At 61.5% G+C, this 15259-nt stretch carries 17 protein-coding genes and 1 tRNA gene; 9 read left to right on the top strand and 9 right to left on the bottom strand.

Translation table 11 applies throughout. The features are described from left to right. Genes miaB through hflX form a run of 3 tightly spaced genes read left to right on the top strand, consistent with a single transcriptional unit; the run spans position 1 to position 3585 of the window. Complete coding sequence (gene miaB, locus B5F70_RS01430; protein ID WP_087203766.1) at positions 1-1374, top strand: tRNA (N6-isopentenyl adenosine(37)-C2)-methylthiotransferase MiaB; 1374 nt, start codon at positions 1-3, stop codon at positions 1372-1374. Continuing rightward, positions 1371-2288: a tRNA (adenosine(37)-N6)-dimethylallyltransferase MiaA gene (miaA, locus tag B5F70_RS01425; protein ID WP_087203765.1), complete on the top strand. Its 918-nt coding sequence runs from the start codon at positions 1371-1373 to the stop codon at positions 2286-2288. Before miaB ends, miaA begins: the two co-directional genes overlap by 4 nt. 4 nt (positions 2289-2292) lie before the next feature. Beyond that, complete coding sequence (hflX, locus tag B5F70_RS01420; protein ID WP_087203764.1) at positions 2293-3585, top strand: GTPase HflX; 1293 nt, start codon at positions 2293-2295, stop codon at positions 3583-3585. A 56-nt stretch (positions 3586-3641) separates the two neighbouring features. Here the strand turns inward: hflX and B5F70_RS01415 are convergent, their stop codons facing one another. Beyond that, entirely contained in the window at positions 3642-4358 is a 717-nt protein-coding gene (locus tag B5F70_RS01415; RefSeq protein ID WP_256363439.1) for a heparan-alpha-glucosaminide N-acetyltransferase, read from the bottom strand. A gap of 18 nt (positions 4359-4376) precedes the next feature. Continuing rightward, on the bottom strand, positions 4377-5015 hold the full coding sequence (gene lexA / locus B5F70_RS01410) for a transcriptional repressor LexA (protein ID WP_087203763.1): 639 nt from the start codon (positions 5013-5015) through the stop codon (positions 4377-4379). 155 nt (positions 5016-5170) lie between these two features. Between lexA and B5F70_RS01405 the strand changes: the two genes are divergently transcribed. The 5 genes from B5F70_RS01405 to B5F70_RS01385 all read left to right on the top strand — a co-directional run bounded on the left by B5F70_RS01405 (position 5171) and on the right by B5F70_RS01385 (position 9095). After that, on the top strand, positions 5171-5623 hold the full coding sequence (locus B5F70_RS01405; protein WP_087203762.1) for a LysM domain-containing protein: 453 nt from the start codon (positions 5171-5173) through the stop codon (positions 5621-5623). A 156-nt stretch (positions 5624-5779) separates the two neighbouring features. Then, positions 5780-6223 (top strand): transcriptional regulator NrdR, encoded by a 444-nt coding sequence (gene nrdR / locus B5F70_RS01400; RefSeq protein WP_087203761.1) that lies wholly within the window; start codon positions 5780-5782, stop codon positions 6221-6223. 4 nt (positions 6224-6227) lie between these two features. Next, complete coding sequence (gene dut / locus B5F70_RS01395) at positions 6228-6671, top strand: dUTP diphosphatase (protein WP_087203760.1); 444 nt, start codon at positions 6228-6230, stop codon at positions 6669-6671. A gap of 54 nt (positions 6672-6725) precedes the next feature. Continuing rightward, the gene (locus B5F70_RS01390) at positions 6726-8039 is read left to right on the top strand and encodes an NCS2 family permease (RefSeq protein WP_087203759.1); all 1314 of its coding nucleotides are present in this window, start codon (positions 6726-6728) and stop codon (positions 8037-8039) included. Between the two features lie 126 nt (positions 8040-8165). Next, a complete protein-coding gene (locus tag B5F70_RS01385) occupies positions 8166-9095 on the top strand; it encodes an FAD-dependent oxidoreductase (RefSeq protein ID WP_087203758.1) in 930 nt (309 codons plus the stop codon). A gap of 85 nt (positions 9096-9180) precedes the next feature. On the opposite strand, the gene B5F70_RS01380 is transcribed toward B5F70_RS01385, so the two are convergent. After that, on the bottom strand, positions 9181-10035 hold the full coding sequence (locus B5F70_RS01380; protein WP_087203757.1) for a DegV family protein: 855 nt from the start codon (positions 10033-10035) through the stop codon (positions 9181-9183). 128 nt (positions 10036-10163) lie between these two features. On the opposite strand from B5F70_RS01380, the gene B5F70_RS01375 reads away from it, so the two are divergent. Then, positions 10164-10784 carry a DUF1836 domain-containing protein gene (locus B5F70_RS01375; RefSeq protein WP_239462991.1) on the top strand — a complete coding sequence of 207 codons (621 nt, stop codon included), beginning with the start codon at positions 10164-10166 and terminating at the stop codon, positions 10782-10784. Positions 10785-10896: 112 nt separating this feature from the next. On the opposite strand, the gene B5F70_RS10965 is transcribed toward B5F70_RS01375, so the two are convergent. The 6 genes from B5F70_RS10965 to B5F70_RS01345 all read right to left on the bottom strand — a co-directional run bounded on the left by B5F70_RS10965 (position 10897) and on the right by B5F70_RS01345 (position 15227). After that, positions 10897-12108, bottom strand: coding sequence for a C40 family peptidase (locus B5F70_RS10965; protein ID WP_087203756.1), 1212 nt, complete (start codon positions 12106-12108; stop codon positions 10897-10899). A 146-nt stretch (positions 12109-12254) separates the two neighbouring features. Next, complete coding sequence (locus tag B5F70_RS01365; protein ID WP_087203755.1) at positions 12255-12788, bottom strand: adenine phosphoribosyltransferase; 534 nt, start codon at positions 12786-12788, stop codon at positions 12255-12257. Between the two features lie 27 nt (positions 12789-12815). Beyond that, entirely contained in the window at positions 12816-13808 is a 993-nt protein-coding gene (locus B5F70_RS01360) for a MerR family transcriptional regulator (RefSeq protein WP_239463020.1), read from the bottom strand. Position 13809: 1 nt separating this feature from the next. Continuing rightward, complete coding sequence (locus B5F70_RS01355; protein WP_204554514.1) at positions 13810-14238, bottom strand: FHA domain-containing protein; 429 nt, start codon at positions 14236-14238, stop codon at positions 13810-13812. Between the two features lie 93 nt (positions 14239-14331). Beyond that, positions 14332-15039 carry a CDP-alcohol phosphatidyltransferase family protein gene (locus B5F70_RS01350; RefSeq protein WP_087203754.1) on the bottom strand — a complete coding sequence of 236 codons (708 nt, stop codon included), beginning with the start codon at positions 15037-15039 and terminating at the stop codon, positions 14332-14334. Between the two features lie 111 nt (positions 15040-15150). After that, positions 15151-15227, bottom strand: a tRNA-Pro gene (locus tag B5F70_RS01345). Positions 15228-15259: the final 32 nt, after the last annotated feature.

Genomic DNA, 15259 nt, shown 5'->3' with positions numbered 1-15259 from the left:
ATGTCTCAATCTGCTTTCTCGTATCCGGTGCTCTCTCAGAAGACCTACTTCATCCGCACGTTCGGATGCCAGATGAACCTGCATGATTCCGAGCGCGTCAGCGGCGTGCTCGATGCGTGCGGCTGCCTTGAAGCCGCCGAGCCCGCTGAGGCGGATATCGTCATATTCATGACGTGCTGCGTGCGCGAGGCCGCCGACCAGCGTCTATACGGGCAGTGCTCCTCGCTAAAAAGCCTTCCCGCAGCCCCATCGGGCAAGCGTGTCGTCGCCATCGGCGGCTGCATCGCCCAGCGCGATGGAGAGCGCCTTATCGACAAGCTAGATAACGTTCAGGTGGTCTTTGGCACCTCCGCCATCAATCATGTGGCGGAGCTGCTCGCGCATGCGTTTGAGTCCGACGAGCCCCAAGTGGTTACGGTCGAAGACCCCGCTTGCGACGCGACGTCGCTTCCCTGGCATCGCGAGACCCCGTATCACGCCTGGGTGCCCATCATGACGGGCTGCAATAATTTCTGCACGTACTGCATCGTCCCCTACGTCCGCGGTCGGGAGAAGAGCCGTCCTATCGAGAATATCATCGACGAGGTCACCGGTCTCGTGCGTACCGGCGTGCGCGAGGTGACCCTCCTCGGTCAGAACGTCAACTCGTACGGCCGTGACCGTTACGGCGCGCCGCGCTTCGCCGAGCTGTTGCGCGCCGTCGGGGAGACGGGCATTGAGCGCATTCGCTTCACCTCGTCCCATCCCAAAGACCTGCTACCGGAGACCATCGACGCTATAGCCGAGGTGCCCGCGGTCATGCCGCACCTCCATCTTGCGGTGCAATCCGGCTCCACGCGCATTTTGAAGCTCATGAACCGACGGTACACGCGCGAAGACTATCTCGATCTGGTACAGCGGGTGCGCGAGCGCGTCCCCCATATCGCCCTCACAACTGACATCATCGTCGGGTTCCCCGGTGAGACAGAGGAAGATTTCACCGAGACGCTCTCGCTGGCGCGCGTCGCCCGGTTTTCCCAAGCGTTCACGTTCATCTACTCGCGGCGCGCGGGGACGCCCGCCGCGGAGATGCCCGACGATACGCCCCGTGAGCGCATTCAGGATCGCTTTGACCGCCTGGTGCACGTTATCGAGGATACGGCCCATGCCTTCAACCAGTTGGATTTGGGACAGGTCGTTCCGGTCTTGGTCGAGGGCGTATCCAAGAAGGACTCCCATCGCCTGCAGGGCAAGAGCCCCAAGAACCAGACGGTTCACGCTCCCGTGCCCGAGGGCATCGATCCCGGCTCGCTTGTCGGCAAGATCGTCGATGTCGAGGTACAGACGGCCCGCACCTGGTACCTTGCAGGCGAGATGCGCGGCGAGCCTCGATGAGCCGCGTTATCGCCATCGTGGGGCCCACGGCTATCGGTAAGAGCGCTGTGGCAGACCTCTTGGCGCACCAGCTCGGGACATCGGTCGTCTCAGCCGACTCGATGCAGGTGTATCGGGACATGGATATCGGCACCGCTAAGATGGCTCCCGGGGAGTGCCTGGCGCCCCTGCTCATGGTTGACGTGGCCGATTTCTCGGTTCCGTATTCGGCCGCGCTGTACCAGCGTGCCGCGCGAAACCTTATCGACGAAATGCTCGAAGAGGGGAAAACCGCCATCCTGTGCGGCGGAACGGGGCTCTATGTACGCGCCGCCCTCGACGAGATGCGATTTCCCGCAGGAGAGGCCGGCAGCTCTGAGCGCGATGCCTACGAGGCCTATGCGCGCGAGCATGGTGAGGAGGCGCTCTATCGGCTGCTTCAAGACCGCGACCCCCGCAGCGCGGCGGTGATTCACCCGCATAACGTGCGGCGCGTGCTCAGGGCTCTCGAGATGTGCGACGAGGGGACGTCGTACGCAGACCAGAAGCAGGGGTTCTCGCAATTCCGGCCGCACTACGATGCCGCACAGTACGGTCTCACCGGTGACCGCCGGCGGCTCTACGATCGCATCGACCGCCGTGTCGACGAGATGATCGCCCGGGGGCTGATTGAGGAGGTGCGCCGCCTTGTCGATAAGGGGCTCGGAGATGCCCTGACATCCAGGCAGGCCATCGGCTACAAGGAGATCATCTCGTATCTGGACGGCGCCGTGTCGCTCGAGGAGGCCACTGACCTCATCAAGATGCGCACCAGGCGCTACGCGAAGCGTCAATTGTCCTGGTTCAGGCGCGACCCGCGCGTACAGTGGATCGATTGCGATGAGATGGAAACCGCGGAGATAGTCTCCCTTATCCGCGAGCGCGAGGGGGTCTGATCGCATGGGCCGCTTTCCGCTGGTGCCCACTCTTCCTGCCGCCGAGAGGGCCCTGCTCGTCGGGGTCGAGGGGCTGCAGGGTTCCTGGCCGGTCGACCGCTCCCTTGACGAGCTCTCGCGACTCGCTGCGACTGCGGGGGCCGAGGAGGTCGCGCGTCTCACGCAGCGGCTCGAACGTCCGTCTCCGCGCACGTACATCGGTTCCGGAAAGGTGGAGGAGCTCTGCAGGCTCGTCCATGCGCTCTCCGTCGACGTCGTCATCTTCGACGACGACCTGTCTCCGTCACAGCAGGCGAATCTCGAGCGCGCGGTCGGCGAACCGGTCAAGATCATCGACAGAACCGCCCTCATCCTCGATATTTTCGGTCTTCATGCCACCACGCGTGAGGGGCGGTTACAGGTTCAGCTTGCCCAACTCCAGTATCTCCTGCCGCGGTTGCGCGGCATGTGGAGCCATCTCGCTAAGGAGCAGACCAGAGGCGGTATCGGAAGCCGTTTCGGACAGGGAGAGACGCAGCTGGAGGTGGACCGTCGACTCATCCGTCGCCGAATCGCCACGCTCAAGCGCGAGCTCGAGCTGCTCGCTAGGCGCCGTGGCGTACAGGCAAAGGTCCGCAACGATTCGGCGATGTTCCGCATCGCGCTTGCAGGATACACCAACGCTGGCAAGTCGTCGCTTCTGAACGCCCTCACGGGCGCGGCTGTTCTCGCTCAGGATAAGCTGTTCGCGACCCTCGATCCGACGACCCGCGCCTTCCATCTGCCCGGAGGGCGCGATGTCACGATCACCGACACCGTCGGCTTCATTCAGAAACTGCCCCACGGGTTAGTCGAGGCGTTCAAATCGACGCTGGCAGAAGCCCGGGAGGCCGATCTCATCGCCGTCGTCGTCGATGCTTCCGACGATGATTGCGGCCGGCATATCGACGCTGTCATGCAGGTGCTTCGCGAGATAGGTGCCTCGTCTACCCCTACGCTCATGGTGTTCAACAAGATCGATCAGATAGACGCAGATGCCGTTCGGGCCCTATCGCATCGGTATCCCGATGCGATATTCTGCTCTGCGCTCACCGGTCTGGGCATCGAGGGGCTCGTCTCCCGCCTCAGCGAGGAGGCGGCGCGCCAAGATGACCTTCTGGAACTGGTGATGCTGTATAGCGAAGGCACCGCCATCTCACTTCTTCGCCGCATCAGCCGGGTAATTGCGGAGGAGTATGGAGAGCGCGGCGTGCGGCTCGTGGTCAAGATCCCGCACCGCTACTCCGCCCGATTTGCAAACTGGCGGACCGATCTTTAGGCATCGGTGGCGCATCTTCCCCTTCCGGCAGATTAGATGGGTCGACGCAGGTGGCATCAGTATCCTAGCACCATGCCGATTGCGATTAGCAAGGGCTGGTGCGCTAGGTAGATGGGAAGACTCAAGCGACCCACGAAGGTAAGGACCGGGCACCAATCGCGTTGCATCCAGATCGGATAGGCGCCTTCTCGAGCGCGCTCGAAGAGCGACGAGGCGGCCATGCCCGCGAGATACATAAAGAAATAGGGGATTAGCGGATAGTAATCTCCGGAGGTGAAGGTGGGGGAGGGAAACCCGAGCCACGCGAGGCCCTCTACGGGGTACCGCGAGAGGGGGAGCGTGTAGGTGAGGGCGAAGGCGATAACGGCACCTAGAAGCACGGCGGCGGGACGGGTGAGGACCCCCGACTTTCGCACGCTATGACCGAGAAGCGTGCTCGCAGCCATACAGAAGAGGATGCCGAATGAGATCGCCGTGTCGACACCGGCGAGCGAGGTCGCTAGGAACACGGCGAACGCAGCCGCGCCGTAGCGCGCGGCGCGACGGAGGTTGCTGCGTGAGAAGGCGGTCATCCATCCGGCGAGAAACAGGAACGTCCAACTGATGCTCGCCCGCCATACCGCTTGAAGAGGGGTACCCATGAACCACGGCATGGGGATTCCCCAAAGGTAGGCGGCGTCATAGCATGCGTGAAACAGAACCATCGAGAATATGGTGAAGCCGCGCAGGGTATCGAAAACGGCGATTCGCGGGCGTTGGGGTGTATGCGACATGCGCATGGGTTCCTATGGTTACAACCGGCGCATGAGCGCCACAACCTTACCGAGAATGACGGGGTTCTCGGCATAGATGGGCTGCATCGCGTCGTTCTCAGGCTGGAGCCGCACGCGGCCCTGCTCCTTGTAGAACGTCTTGACGGTCGCCTCGCCATCGATCATGGCGACGATGATCTCGCCGTTCATGGCGCTCTTCTGTTCGCGGACGACAAGGTAGTCCCCGTTGAAGATGCCGGCGTTGATCATGGAGTCGCCGTGGACCTCAAGAACGAAAGAGCACGAGTCGGTCGTGATCTCGGTGGGCAGCGTAAAGGTATCTTCCACGTTCTGCTCCGCAAGGATGGGCATGCCTGCCGCCACGCGGCCGACAAGGGGGAGCTCGACGGTGTTGCGGTTGGGCGCCTCCTTGACCTCGGCGAGCTTGACCGACGAGCCGTCCTCGTTGAAAAGCTCGAGCGCACGGGGCTTCGTGGCGTCGCGCTTGATGAGCCCGTGTGCCTCAAGCGCGGAGAGGTGGGCGTGGACGGTTGAGGGGGAGGAGAGGCCCACGGCAGCCGCCATTTCCCTCACGCTGGGCGGATAGCCCTTCTCCTGCTGGTATGCGCGAATGAAATCATAGATCTGCTGCTGGCGCTTCGTGATCTTGCGAGCCATCGATGCCTCCTTAATACAAACTGCTGTTCGATTTTCTATTGACAGGAACAGCTGTTCGTCGATAATAATACACGAACACTCGTTCTTTAGCCAGTTTTTTGTCCGCACGGTTCGATATAACCATATCGCAGCACAGTCGGAGAAAGGAACGAATCATGACCGCCGTTGAGCATCTGGTGATAGGTAATCTCGCGCTCGCCCCCGCTCGCGAGGAGGTTGCGCCACGGCCCCGCTTAACGGTGATCGAGGGCCGCGCCGGCGAGCGCTTCCAGGGCCATATGCCTGAGCTCGTTATCGATGCGCAGCGCCACGGCAATGTGCCTGCGGTTGTCGCGGCCTGCTTTGTCTGCCTGCTCCTCACGGTATCCTTTGCCATAGGCTGGTCGGTTATCACGGGGCGCGCCGCCATGGCTGACGAGGCGTTCTCGCATGTCGAGATGGAGGAGGTCGCGGTTGAGGCGGGTGACTCACTGTGGACCATCGCGGAGCGCCACGCGGTTGACGGCATGACTACGCGCGAGCTAGTCGATCGTTTGAAGGAGCTTAACGACACCGGTTCGCAGCCGCTTCAGCCCGGTGATGTCCTCATGGTCCCCATCGCCTCTTAAGGCCAATATACCTCTCCCCGGACCTGCCCCGGGGGCTTCGGCGTCATGAGGCGCGGCTCAGGCTCATGTTACGTGGTCCTACATATTCGGTTTTTTCGAAAGTCGCATCACAACTAGTGGTATGCTAGACAAGTTTTCAATGCATGAGGAGGCTTGATGCGCTGCCCAAAGTGTGGAGCTGACGATACCCGCGTCATTGATTCGCGCATGCAGGAAACCTCGAACGCCATTAAGCGCCGTCGTGAATGCCGCTCGTGCGGCTATCGCTTCACGACCTTCGAGCGCTGCGAGGATCCGATCGAGGTTATCAAGAGCGACGGTTCGACCCAGCCCTTCGATCGCAATAAGCTCCTTGTCGGGCTTATGCGCGCCACATCGAAGCGCGATATCGACCTCGCCGCCCTGAACCATCTTATCGATGACATCGAGCAGGACCTGCGAAGCAGGCCCTTCACCTCCATAACCTCGCACGATATCGGCGATATGGTTCTAAAGCGCTTGGAATCTCTCGACAAGGTCGCCTACATTCGCTTCGCTTCGGTCTATCGCGATTTCAAGGACATCGATGAGTTCGTAGACGAGCTCGCAAAATTGAGGTGATCAAATGAAGAGCATTACCGTTTCGCTGAAGCGTCTCGATCCTAGCGTTGAGCTTCCCTCGTATGCCTATGAGGGCGACGCCGGACTTGACCTGCGCTCTAACATCGACATCGATCTCGCGCCCTTTGAGCGCGCGTTGATTCCCACGGGGCTCGCGATTGCCATCCCCGATGGATTTGCCGGCTTCGTGCAGCCCCGCAGCGGTCTTGCCATCAAGCGCGGCTTCTCGATTGTGAACACCCCAGGTCTCATCGATGCGCATTATCGCGGTGAGCTCATGATCATCGGCATCAACCTCGATTCGCGCGAATCCATACACATCGACCGGGGCGAGCGTATCGCCCAGCTCGTGATTCAGGAAGTTCCCACCGTCAACCTCGTTGAGGTTGAGGAGCTTGACGAGACGGATCGGGGGAGCTGCGGTTTCGGCTCAAGCGGTGTCGCCTAGACGCGTCATCCGAGCATATAGCAGGAAGAACACATCGAAGGAAAAGGGGAGTAGATGGATACGTTCTTCAAATTTTCCGAGCGCGGCACGAGTTCCGCGACGGAGGTGCGCGCCGGCCTTACGACGTTTCTTGCCATGGCGTACATCATCGTGGTCAACCCGAGCATTCTGAGCGCTGCCGGCATCCCGAGTGCCGCGGCGGTCACCGCGACCTGCATCGGCGCGGCGGTTATGACCATCGCCATGGGCGTCTTTTCGAATCGTCCGCTTGCCTGCGCATCGGGCATGGGCATCAACTCCATCGTCGCCTTCACGCTCTGCGGTTCCATGGGCTACGGGTGGCAGACGGCCATGGCGGTGATCCTTATCGAGGGCGTCGCGATTCTCATCCTCGTCCTCTGCGGCCTGCGCGAGGCGATCATGGACGCCATCCCCGTCTCGCTGCGCCACGGCATCTCCATCGGCCTCGGTCTGTTCATCGCTATGATCGGCCTGAAGGACGCGGGCATCATCGTCGCTAACGAGTCCACCATGGTCGCCCTGGGTGATGTGCAGTCCGGTGCCTTTATCGTCGGCATCATCTCGATCGCGCTTTCGGTCATCCTGTACTCCATGAAGGTCAAGGGTGCGCTTCTGTGGGGCATCGTCGTCGCCGCAATCGTGGGCATCCCACTCGGCGTGACCCCTGTTCCGACCGCCATCGTCGCGCCGCTCGATTTCACCACGTTCGCGGCGCCTCTCCAGACCGCGCCCACCGGTGTTATGGGTCTTGTCGAGGCGTTCACCACGCCGGCGCTTCTGCTGTTCGCCTTCTCGCTCATGATGAGCGACTTCTTCGATACCATGGGCACGGCCATGGCCGTCGCCAAGCAGGGCGAGTTCCTCACCGAGGACGGTAAGGTCGAGGATATCCGTCCGATCCTTATCGTTGACTCCATCGCGGCCGCGGTCGGCGGATTCTTCGGCGCCTCGTCGATCACGACGTTCGTCGAGTCCTCTTCGGGCGCCGCTGACGGCGGGCGGACGGGTCTCACCTCCATCGTCGTCGGCGTGCTCTTCCTCATTGCCGCTTTCCTTTCGCCGCTCATCAGCTGCATTCCGTCTGCAGCCACCTGCGGCGCGCTCGTGTTCGTCGGCTTCCTCATGATGACCGATGTGGTCGACGTCGATTGGACCGACATTCTCGAGGGCTTCCCGACCTTCATGATCGTCGCCGGCATCCCGTTCACTTATTCCATCTCCAACGGTATCGGCCTCGGTTTCATCACCTATGTCATCGTCGCCATCGTGACCGGTAAGGTTAAGGAGATCAGGCCGCTCATGTGGGTCGCTGCGGCAGCGTTCCTGCTGTACTTCCTTCTCGTCTAGCGCACGCCTCTCACCAAGATGCCCAGGGGCCGTTCCGTCCGCGGAGCGGCCCCTTTTGTATGCGGTCGACGCAGTTGGGGTAGGAGCTATCGTAGCGAACGCGCATTACGATAAGGAGGGCCATATATGGCAGATACGTACGATGTCGTTATCCTCGGCGGCGGTGCCGCTGGGTACACCGCGGGTATCTACGCGGTTCGTTCCGGGCTCCACACCGTTGTGATCGAGCAGGGTATGCCCGGTGGACAGATCGCAACGACCGATATGGTGGACAACTACCCGGGCATCCCTCACATCTCTGGCGCCGAACTCGGTCAGCGCTTTGAGGAGCATGCCGCATCGCTTGGCGTTGAGACGGTCTATGCGATGGTGACCGCGGTAGGCCATAGCGAACAGGGCTTCATCTTAGAGACAGGCCCGAGCGGGCCCATAGAGGGACGCGCCCTCATCGTTGCCACCGGCGCCGTTCCTCGAGAAGTCGGCTTCGAGGGGGAGCGCGCGTTCCGCGGTCGCGGCGTTTCGTATTGCGCAACCTGCGACGGTATGTTCTACCGTGACAAGACGGTGTTTGTCGTCGGCGGCGGGAATGCGGCCTGCGAGGAGGCTATCTACCTCTCGCATATCGCGCGCGAGGTCATCATGGTGGTTCGGCGCGATGAGTTCCGCGCACCGAAGGGCATCGTCGATGAACTCAATGAGGTACCTAACATAAAGGTTCGCTTCAACACCTCGATTACCGAGATTCGCGGCGAGCGGTTCATCGCCGACATCACCTTCCGCGACAATGTCACCAACGAGGTCGTGGTAGAGCACTTCGATGAGGGAACGGTCGGTATATTCGTATTCGCCGGGACCTTACCGGTAACCGATCTTGTCTCCGGGTATGTAGAGCTCGGACCAGACGGCGGTATCTTGACCGACGAGAATATGGCAACCGGGTTCCCGGGCTTATTCGCCGCTGGCGATGTGCGCTCCAAGCGCCTGCGACAGGTTATCACCGCTGCAAGCGACGGTGCCATAGCGGCAACCTCTGCATACCATTATCTGCGTCAGTAAATACGATAATATATCTTATGTAAGGTTGGTATCTGATAGAAAATAAGGGGGCTCAATGCGAGCCCCCTTCCGCTATTCCTAAAGGCTATCTGTCAGTCCAGCCGTAACCAATGATGAGGCCCTTTTCCTCCGCGTAGTAGGAGCAGAGGCCGCCGCAGGGCATGATCTCGGTTTCGGCGGCGGGCCATTTGGCTGAGATGGCCCGGGCGAGCTCATCGGCCGTCTCTTGATTGTCTACATGGTCGATACATACCAGACCACCGGTAAAACCGTCGCTCTCCATACTCTGCAGCACCTTGGCCGTCATCTTCTTTTGACCTCGCGTAGGCGCAACAATCTTGATGGTTCCCTCATCGGATGCGGTTCCGAGCACGCGAATGTTCAGCCGATTAGCCAGCACGCCCGCCATCTTGGGCATACGGCCGGACTTCATGAGGTTCTCGTAAGAGCTCAGGGAGAAAAGGACGGTGCTTTTCTGTTCGAGTGCATCGACATAGTCGCAGGCGGCCTCGAACGTGGCCTCCGGGTTATCCTTTAGGTACCTATCTAATGCGATGGCAAGCATCTCGAGCTTCCCGCCGGCAGCGCGCGAGTTGACAAGATGAATCTGGTGGCCACCTTCACCGACTACCAGCTCCCTGGCCATGCAGGCCGCCTCATAGCTTCCGGAAAGATTGGCGGATATCGTGATAGCGATAACGTTGTCGGCGCGGCGGAACAGCTCGGCCCACTCCCCTACGCTAGGACAGGCGCTCGAGCTGGCCGTTTTCTCGCTGGCAACGACGCGGTTGAGCTCTGCGACGTCAAGGGCCTCGTCATCGATGAACTCGCGCCCGCCCACATTGATCTTCAGCGGCGCTATGGCAAACTGCGTATCCGGCGCCTGAGGCTGATAATTCCTGAGGTTGCAGCTCGAATCTGCTACGATCGCCCAACTCATCTACGATCCTCTCCCCTGATTCGCCTCAAGCGGCGTGAAACAGTACATCTACAGTATACCTAGTATTCGAAACCAGATGTGCTAGTATTCGTAATTGAATTCATTCAAGCGAGTGAATGAGGTGGCCTATGTCGCGCTCGCGTGTCATCCCCATGTCCGATCATTCCGCGGAGATCACCTCGGAAGACATCAGGCCCACCATTCTGCCCGATGACTTTCTCGAAACCGCGCTCGCACGGGAGGTCCGCGCGTTCCGTATGCCCCGGTTCAATCAGATTCCCGATGTGGAGCTCTACCGCGAGCAGGTCATATCGTTCGTCGATTCGGTGCTGGCGCCCCTCGCCCCTTGCGTCGAGGGACCGTGGCTCACGCCGTCGATGGTTAACAACTACGTTAAGGCCCATCTCATCGCCGCCCCGCAGAAGAAGCTGTATGGCCGTGATCAGATTGCGCGGCTGGTCGTGATCTGCATCTTCAAGCAGGCCCTGTCTATCTCCGCCATCTCCGAGCTCTTTGCCATTCAGAAGATGACCTATATCACCGATGTCGCGTACGACTATGTGGCGACCGAGCTCGAGCATGCGCTAGCGCAGTTCTTCACGACCGAGGCGAAGGCCCCCCGTGATTCCGCATCCAGGGTGACTCGTGAATCCCTTCTCGTGAGAAGCGCGGTGCTGGCTTTTGCCGCGAAGGCACACCTGGTTGGCTATCTCAGCTTCTTGGGATATCAGGAGAACGCCCAGCGCTGAGGCTAGACCATACGCACGCCGCATACAATCGCGACGGCGTCGAAGCATAAAAGAAGCGGGGCGCCGTCAGGGCTCCCCGCTTCCCATGTGCGTGGTATCGATTGAATGACGTCTACAGCTGGCCGCCGCCGAGGAAGGCGCCGTACCAGGAGATGTTGCCGTATCCTGCCACCTGACCGGGGCGGGTGGCGCCGAAGACCTGGCCGTTGCCCACGTAGAAGGCGACGTGTCCCGGGAAGAAGACGAGGTCTCCATACTGCAGCTCGCTCACATTCGTCGTGAAGCGGCCGCCATAGGAGCGGAAGTAGCTGAGCTGCCCCTCCGCCGTGCGGGGCAGGGTGATGCCTATCTGCTGATAGGCGTAATAGGTGAGGCCCGAGCAATCGAAACCGCCCTCGGCAAGGCTCTCCCCACCATAGACGTAGGGCTGCCCGGCCATCTGGAGGGCATATGCCACAGGGCTCGAGACCGTGGCGCTGCCGCCTCCCGTGCCGCCGCCGGGCTGGGGGTCGGGATCGGGCGTGACAGTCGAGTTGTTGCCCCCGTTGCCCGTCGAGCCGGAATCAGAGGGCGCGTTGCCGCCCCCACCGGAGCCGGAGGTACCGCCCTGCTGGCCGGAACCGCTCGATGCCGAGCCCGGGTTGTCGCCGGTGATGGGAACGTTCGAGGCGCCGTTCGAGGCGTCCTCGGCAGACTGGACGCCTGCAGCGAGATTCGCGTCCTCTGCGGCCTCCGTCTGGAGCTCTGCCTGCACCTCGGCGGAAAGCGAGCTGACGAGCGCCGCGGCGCGCTCCTGGTTGGCGGCCTGCTCGTCGACCTTCGCCTGAGTGTCCGCAAGCGCCTGCTCCTGCTCGCGCTGCTGCTGGGTGAGGGCGGCCTGGAGGTCCTTTACCTTTTCGATGGCATCCGCTTGGGCATCGTTGACCTTGGTGACGTACACGACGCGTGCGATCAGGTCGTTGAAATCGGCTGAGCTGAGCAGGATGTCGAAGAGATTGACGGAGCCGCTCTTGTAGTCGCTTGAGACGTTGCCGGCGAGAAGGGCCTGCGCGGAGGCAAGCTCCTGCTGCGTCGTCTCGATCTCATAGGCGGTGTTTTCGAGCGCGGCGCCCGCTTCCTGCAGCTCGCGCTGAAGCTGCTGGTACTCGGCACCGATGGCGGAGAGCTCCTCACGCGCGGCGGCGAGGTCGGTCGCGGTGTCTGCGTAGGCGGCGACGGGCAGGGCGGAGATGTAGGGTGCGACGCCGGAAAGGGAGAGCACGCCGGCAACGGAAAGGGCGGTGACGCAACGGATGGCGCGGCGGGCGCCTCGTTGGCATAACATGTATACGACCTCCGGAAGATGGTTGGGGAACGGTACGGAGTGTCTTCAGTATAGGAGCGGAGGACTCTTCGGGCAGACGTATCCCCCGGTATATGGAAAACCTTCAAAGCTGTGAAAGGTTTCCGTAAACGTAGAGAACGTTCGCATCAGCGCGATTGAACGAGCGAGTACAGCTCGTGATCGCCGAGCTGTGCTAGCGCCTGCTCCGGATGAAGGAAGCACAGCTCCAGGATGCAGCCGAAGCCAGCCACCTCTCCCCCGGCCTTCTCGACCAGGCGCGCGGCGGCCGAGATGGTGCCGCCGGTGGCGATCAGGTCGTCAACGAGCAGCACGCGGTCGCCGGGTTTAATGGCGTCGGCATGAATCTCGATGGTATCCGTGCCGTATTCGAGCTCATAGGTTTCAGAGATGGTTGCGCGCGGCAACTTGCCCGGCTTGCGGGCGGGTATAAAGCCCGCTCCGAGCTCGACGGCGACGGGGGCGCCCACGAGAAAACCGCGAGCCTCGGGACCCAGCACCTTGGTAACCCCCTGATCACGAAAGTGGTCTGCAAGGTCGCGGATAGCCGCAGCGAGGGCCTCTGGATCGGCGAAAAGCGGGGTTATGTCCCGGAAGATGACGCCGGGCTCGGGATAATCCGGAATAGAGGGGATGAAGGAGTCGAAATCAATGGAGCTCATAGCGTCGACCTTTCGTACGTTAAGCAGTTACCTGCGCGAGCGTGCCCGGATGGGAACCGCGGCGGGCTCGAGGCCGGGAAGCGGCAGCGGTTCTATGCCGTGCGCATCATGGTCCGCGGAACCCGTTGCCGTGTGCGCCCGCTGCGCGCCTGCGGGCTTTTTCTGAGAGGTGGGGCGGGGTGAGGGTGCGGACGGAGCGTCCTCACCCTCGGCACGCGAGTCGGCGACGGTGGCGGACGCGTCCTGTGCCTTTCGCCCCTCGCTTTGATCGAGTTTCTCGTCGATCTCATCCATATCGGCATCTTCGACAACGGCGTTGAGGGACTCGTAGACACGGTTTTTGAGCAGGGCGGTCCGCACCCCGTCGGTCAGGTCGTGCAGCTTCTTGAACGCCCGCTCGATCTTGGTGTTGCGGTCGCCCTCGGAGGTGTCCATGCCGAGCATGCCGGTGAGGACCTGCTCGAACATCGTCGACTCGCGGTTGGCGGCGACGACGTACTGGCGCAAGTTGCGCGGCTCGATATGAAAGCGGGCGAGTTCGGAGGCGTACCGAATGATCTCGAAATCGCGTCCGTCTATGAGCTCGCGGTTCTTGGGGCTCCGCACGATCTTGATGAGGTCGTTTTCGGCGAGCTGTCGCAGGAAGGAGATCTTCACCCCGAGCAGGTCGGGGATGTCCTCGATGGGATGCAGTTTCTGCTGCGTCTCCTTCGGTTCCGTCTTCAGCGGCACGTCGGAGAGCAGGCCGACCTCATAGGCGAGCGTAGAGAGGTCGCTGGCGCTCTCCAAACGCTGCTTGATGACGTTGAGCGGCATGTAACGCGTCTTCTGAAGATGCAGGATGACCTCGAGCCGGTCGACATCCTCCTTGGAGTACTGGCGGTACCCCTTGGGCGTGCGATGAGGCGTGATGAGACCCTCGTCCTCCAGGAAGCGGATCTTGGAGTTAGAGAGGTCAGGATAGGAGCTGCGCAGGTAGTTGACGACCTGACCGATGCTCAGATAGCTGCGCTCGGCCAAGCTACTCACCCGTTTCGATGCGCTCCGGCTTGGTCTCGTGATAAATCAGCGTGAAGGTACCGATCTGCACCGAGGAGCCGTCGCGCAGGGGCGCCGCGTTCACGATGGCGCCGTCGACCCATGTCCCGTTGAGCGATCCCAGGTCCTCGATGACCATGCCGGTGGGCTTGCGCAGGATCTTGGCGTGCGCGCGGGACACCGTCATATCGTTCAGAAAAATCGCGTTCGCGGGATCGCGGCCGATCGTCGTCTCGAGGGCGTCGAGCTCGAAGGTGTTTCCCGTCTGGGGCCCCTTGATGATGGTGAGGACCGGCTGCGTAAGCGTGGCGCTCTTAAGCAGGTCTGGAGCCGTGGCGTCGTCGGCAGGCATACGGAAGACGCGGGTCTGATCGCTGGTGTGCTGGTCCGGTGCTTGCATATCTGGTGACATGGCCATAAGAACTCCTATCGGCTACGCGCTGCGCGTTTGCGGTTTAATCCATTGTACCCCACGGCCGGGGATTGAGCCGAATCTCTACCGTCCTCAGGATTCAACGATATCGGGATTCAGGAAATCCTCCTCTTCCTCCTCGGGGTGCAGGCGGGCCTGATGGATGGCGGAAGCCCCCTTGAGGGTGTAGATCACCGCCGTGAGAAGGGAGAACGCCACGCCGAGGTACACGAGGTAGATCCCTACGGGCTGGGCGGTCCCATCGAGCCCGGGGAGCCATGCCCCGGCATCGGGAAGAAGCGCGGGCCCGGCTACGAGCGGAAGGCCGAGGAGCATGAAGGAGAAGCCGGTCATGAGGAGGGCCGTCGCGGCCTTGCCCGTGTAGACGACGTCGATGGGGCGCTTGTGGAACCGGCGCACCACCGCGTTGCCGAGCGCGAGGTACACGTCGCGCAGGATGATGACCGCGCAGATCCACACGGGAAGCTCCCCGCGCCATACGAGCCCGACGACACCAGTGAAGAGAAGGGCACGGTCCACCACGGGGTCGAGAAGCTTGCCGAGCCAGCTCACCGTCTGCGTGAGGCGGGCAATCTGACCGTCGAGCCAATCCGTCGAGGCGGCAACCGCGTAGATCACCAGGGCTACATAGCGGTTGAAATCCGTCACGAACAGGTACAGGAACACGAAGGTGAGCACCAGGCGCAGAAAGGTGATGAAGTTTGAGATCGTGAAAACCTGGTTCGAGGGGTATTCGGAGGTGCCGATGAGCTCCTTCTTGATTTTTTTCCGCAGGCCCACAGGTCTCCCCCACCTCGGTTTCGCTGACACTAGACGGCATGATACCCAACGGAGGCGCTCTCATGCCGTACATATGAAAAGGGCATCGGATACCCGATGCCCTGAAGCTTCTGGTCGGGACGACTGGATTCGAACCAGCGACCCCTTGACCCCCAGTCAAGTGCGCTACCAAGCTGCGCCACGTCCCGAAGCGATTGCTGCTCGCGAGCAGCAAGTGATA

The organism is Collinsella sp. An268, assembly GCF_002159765.1.
GTDB lineage: Bacteria > Actinomycetota > Coriobacteriia > Coriobacteriales > Coriobacteriaceae > Coprousia.
This window is presented reverse-complemented; position numbering and strand designations above follow the sequence as displayed.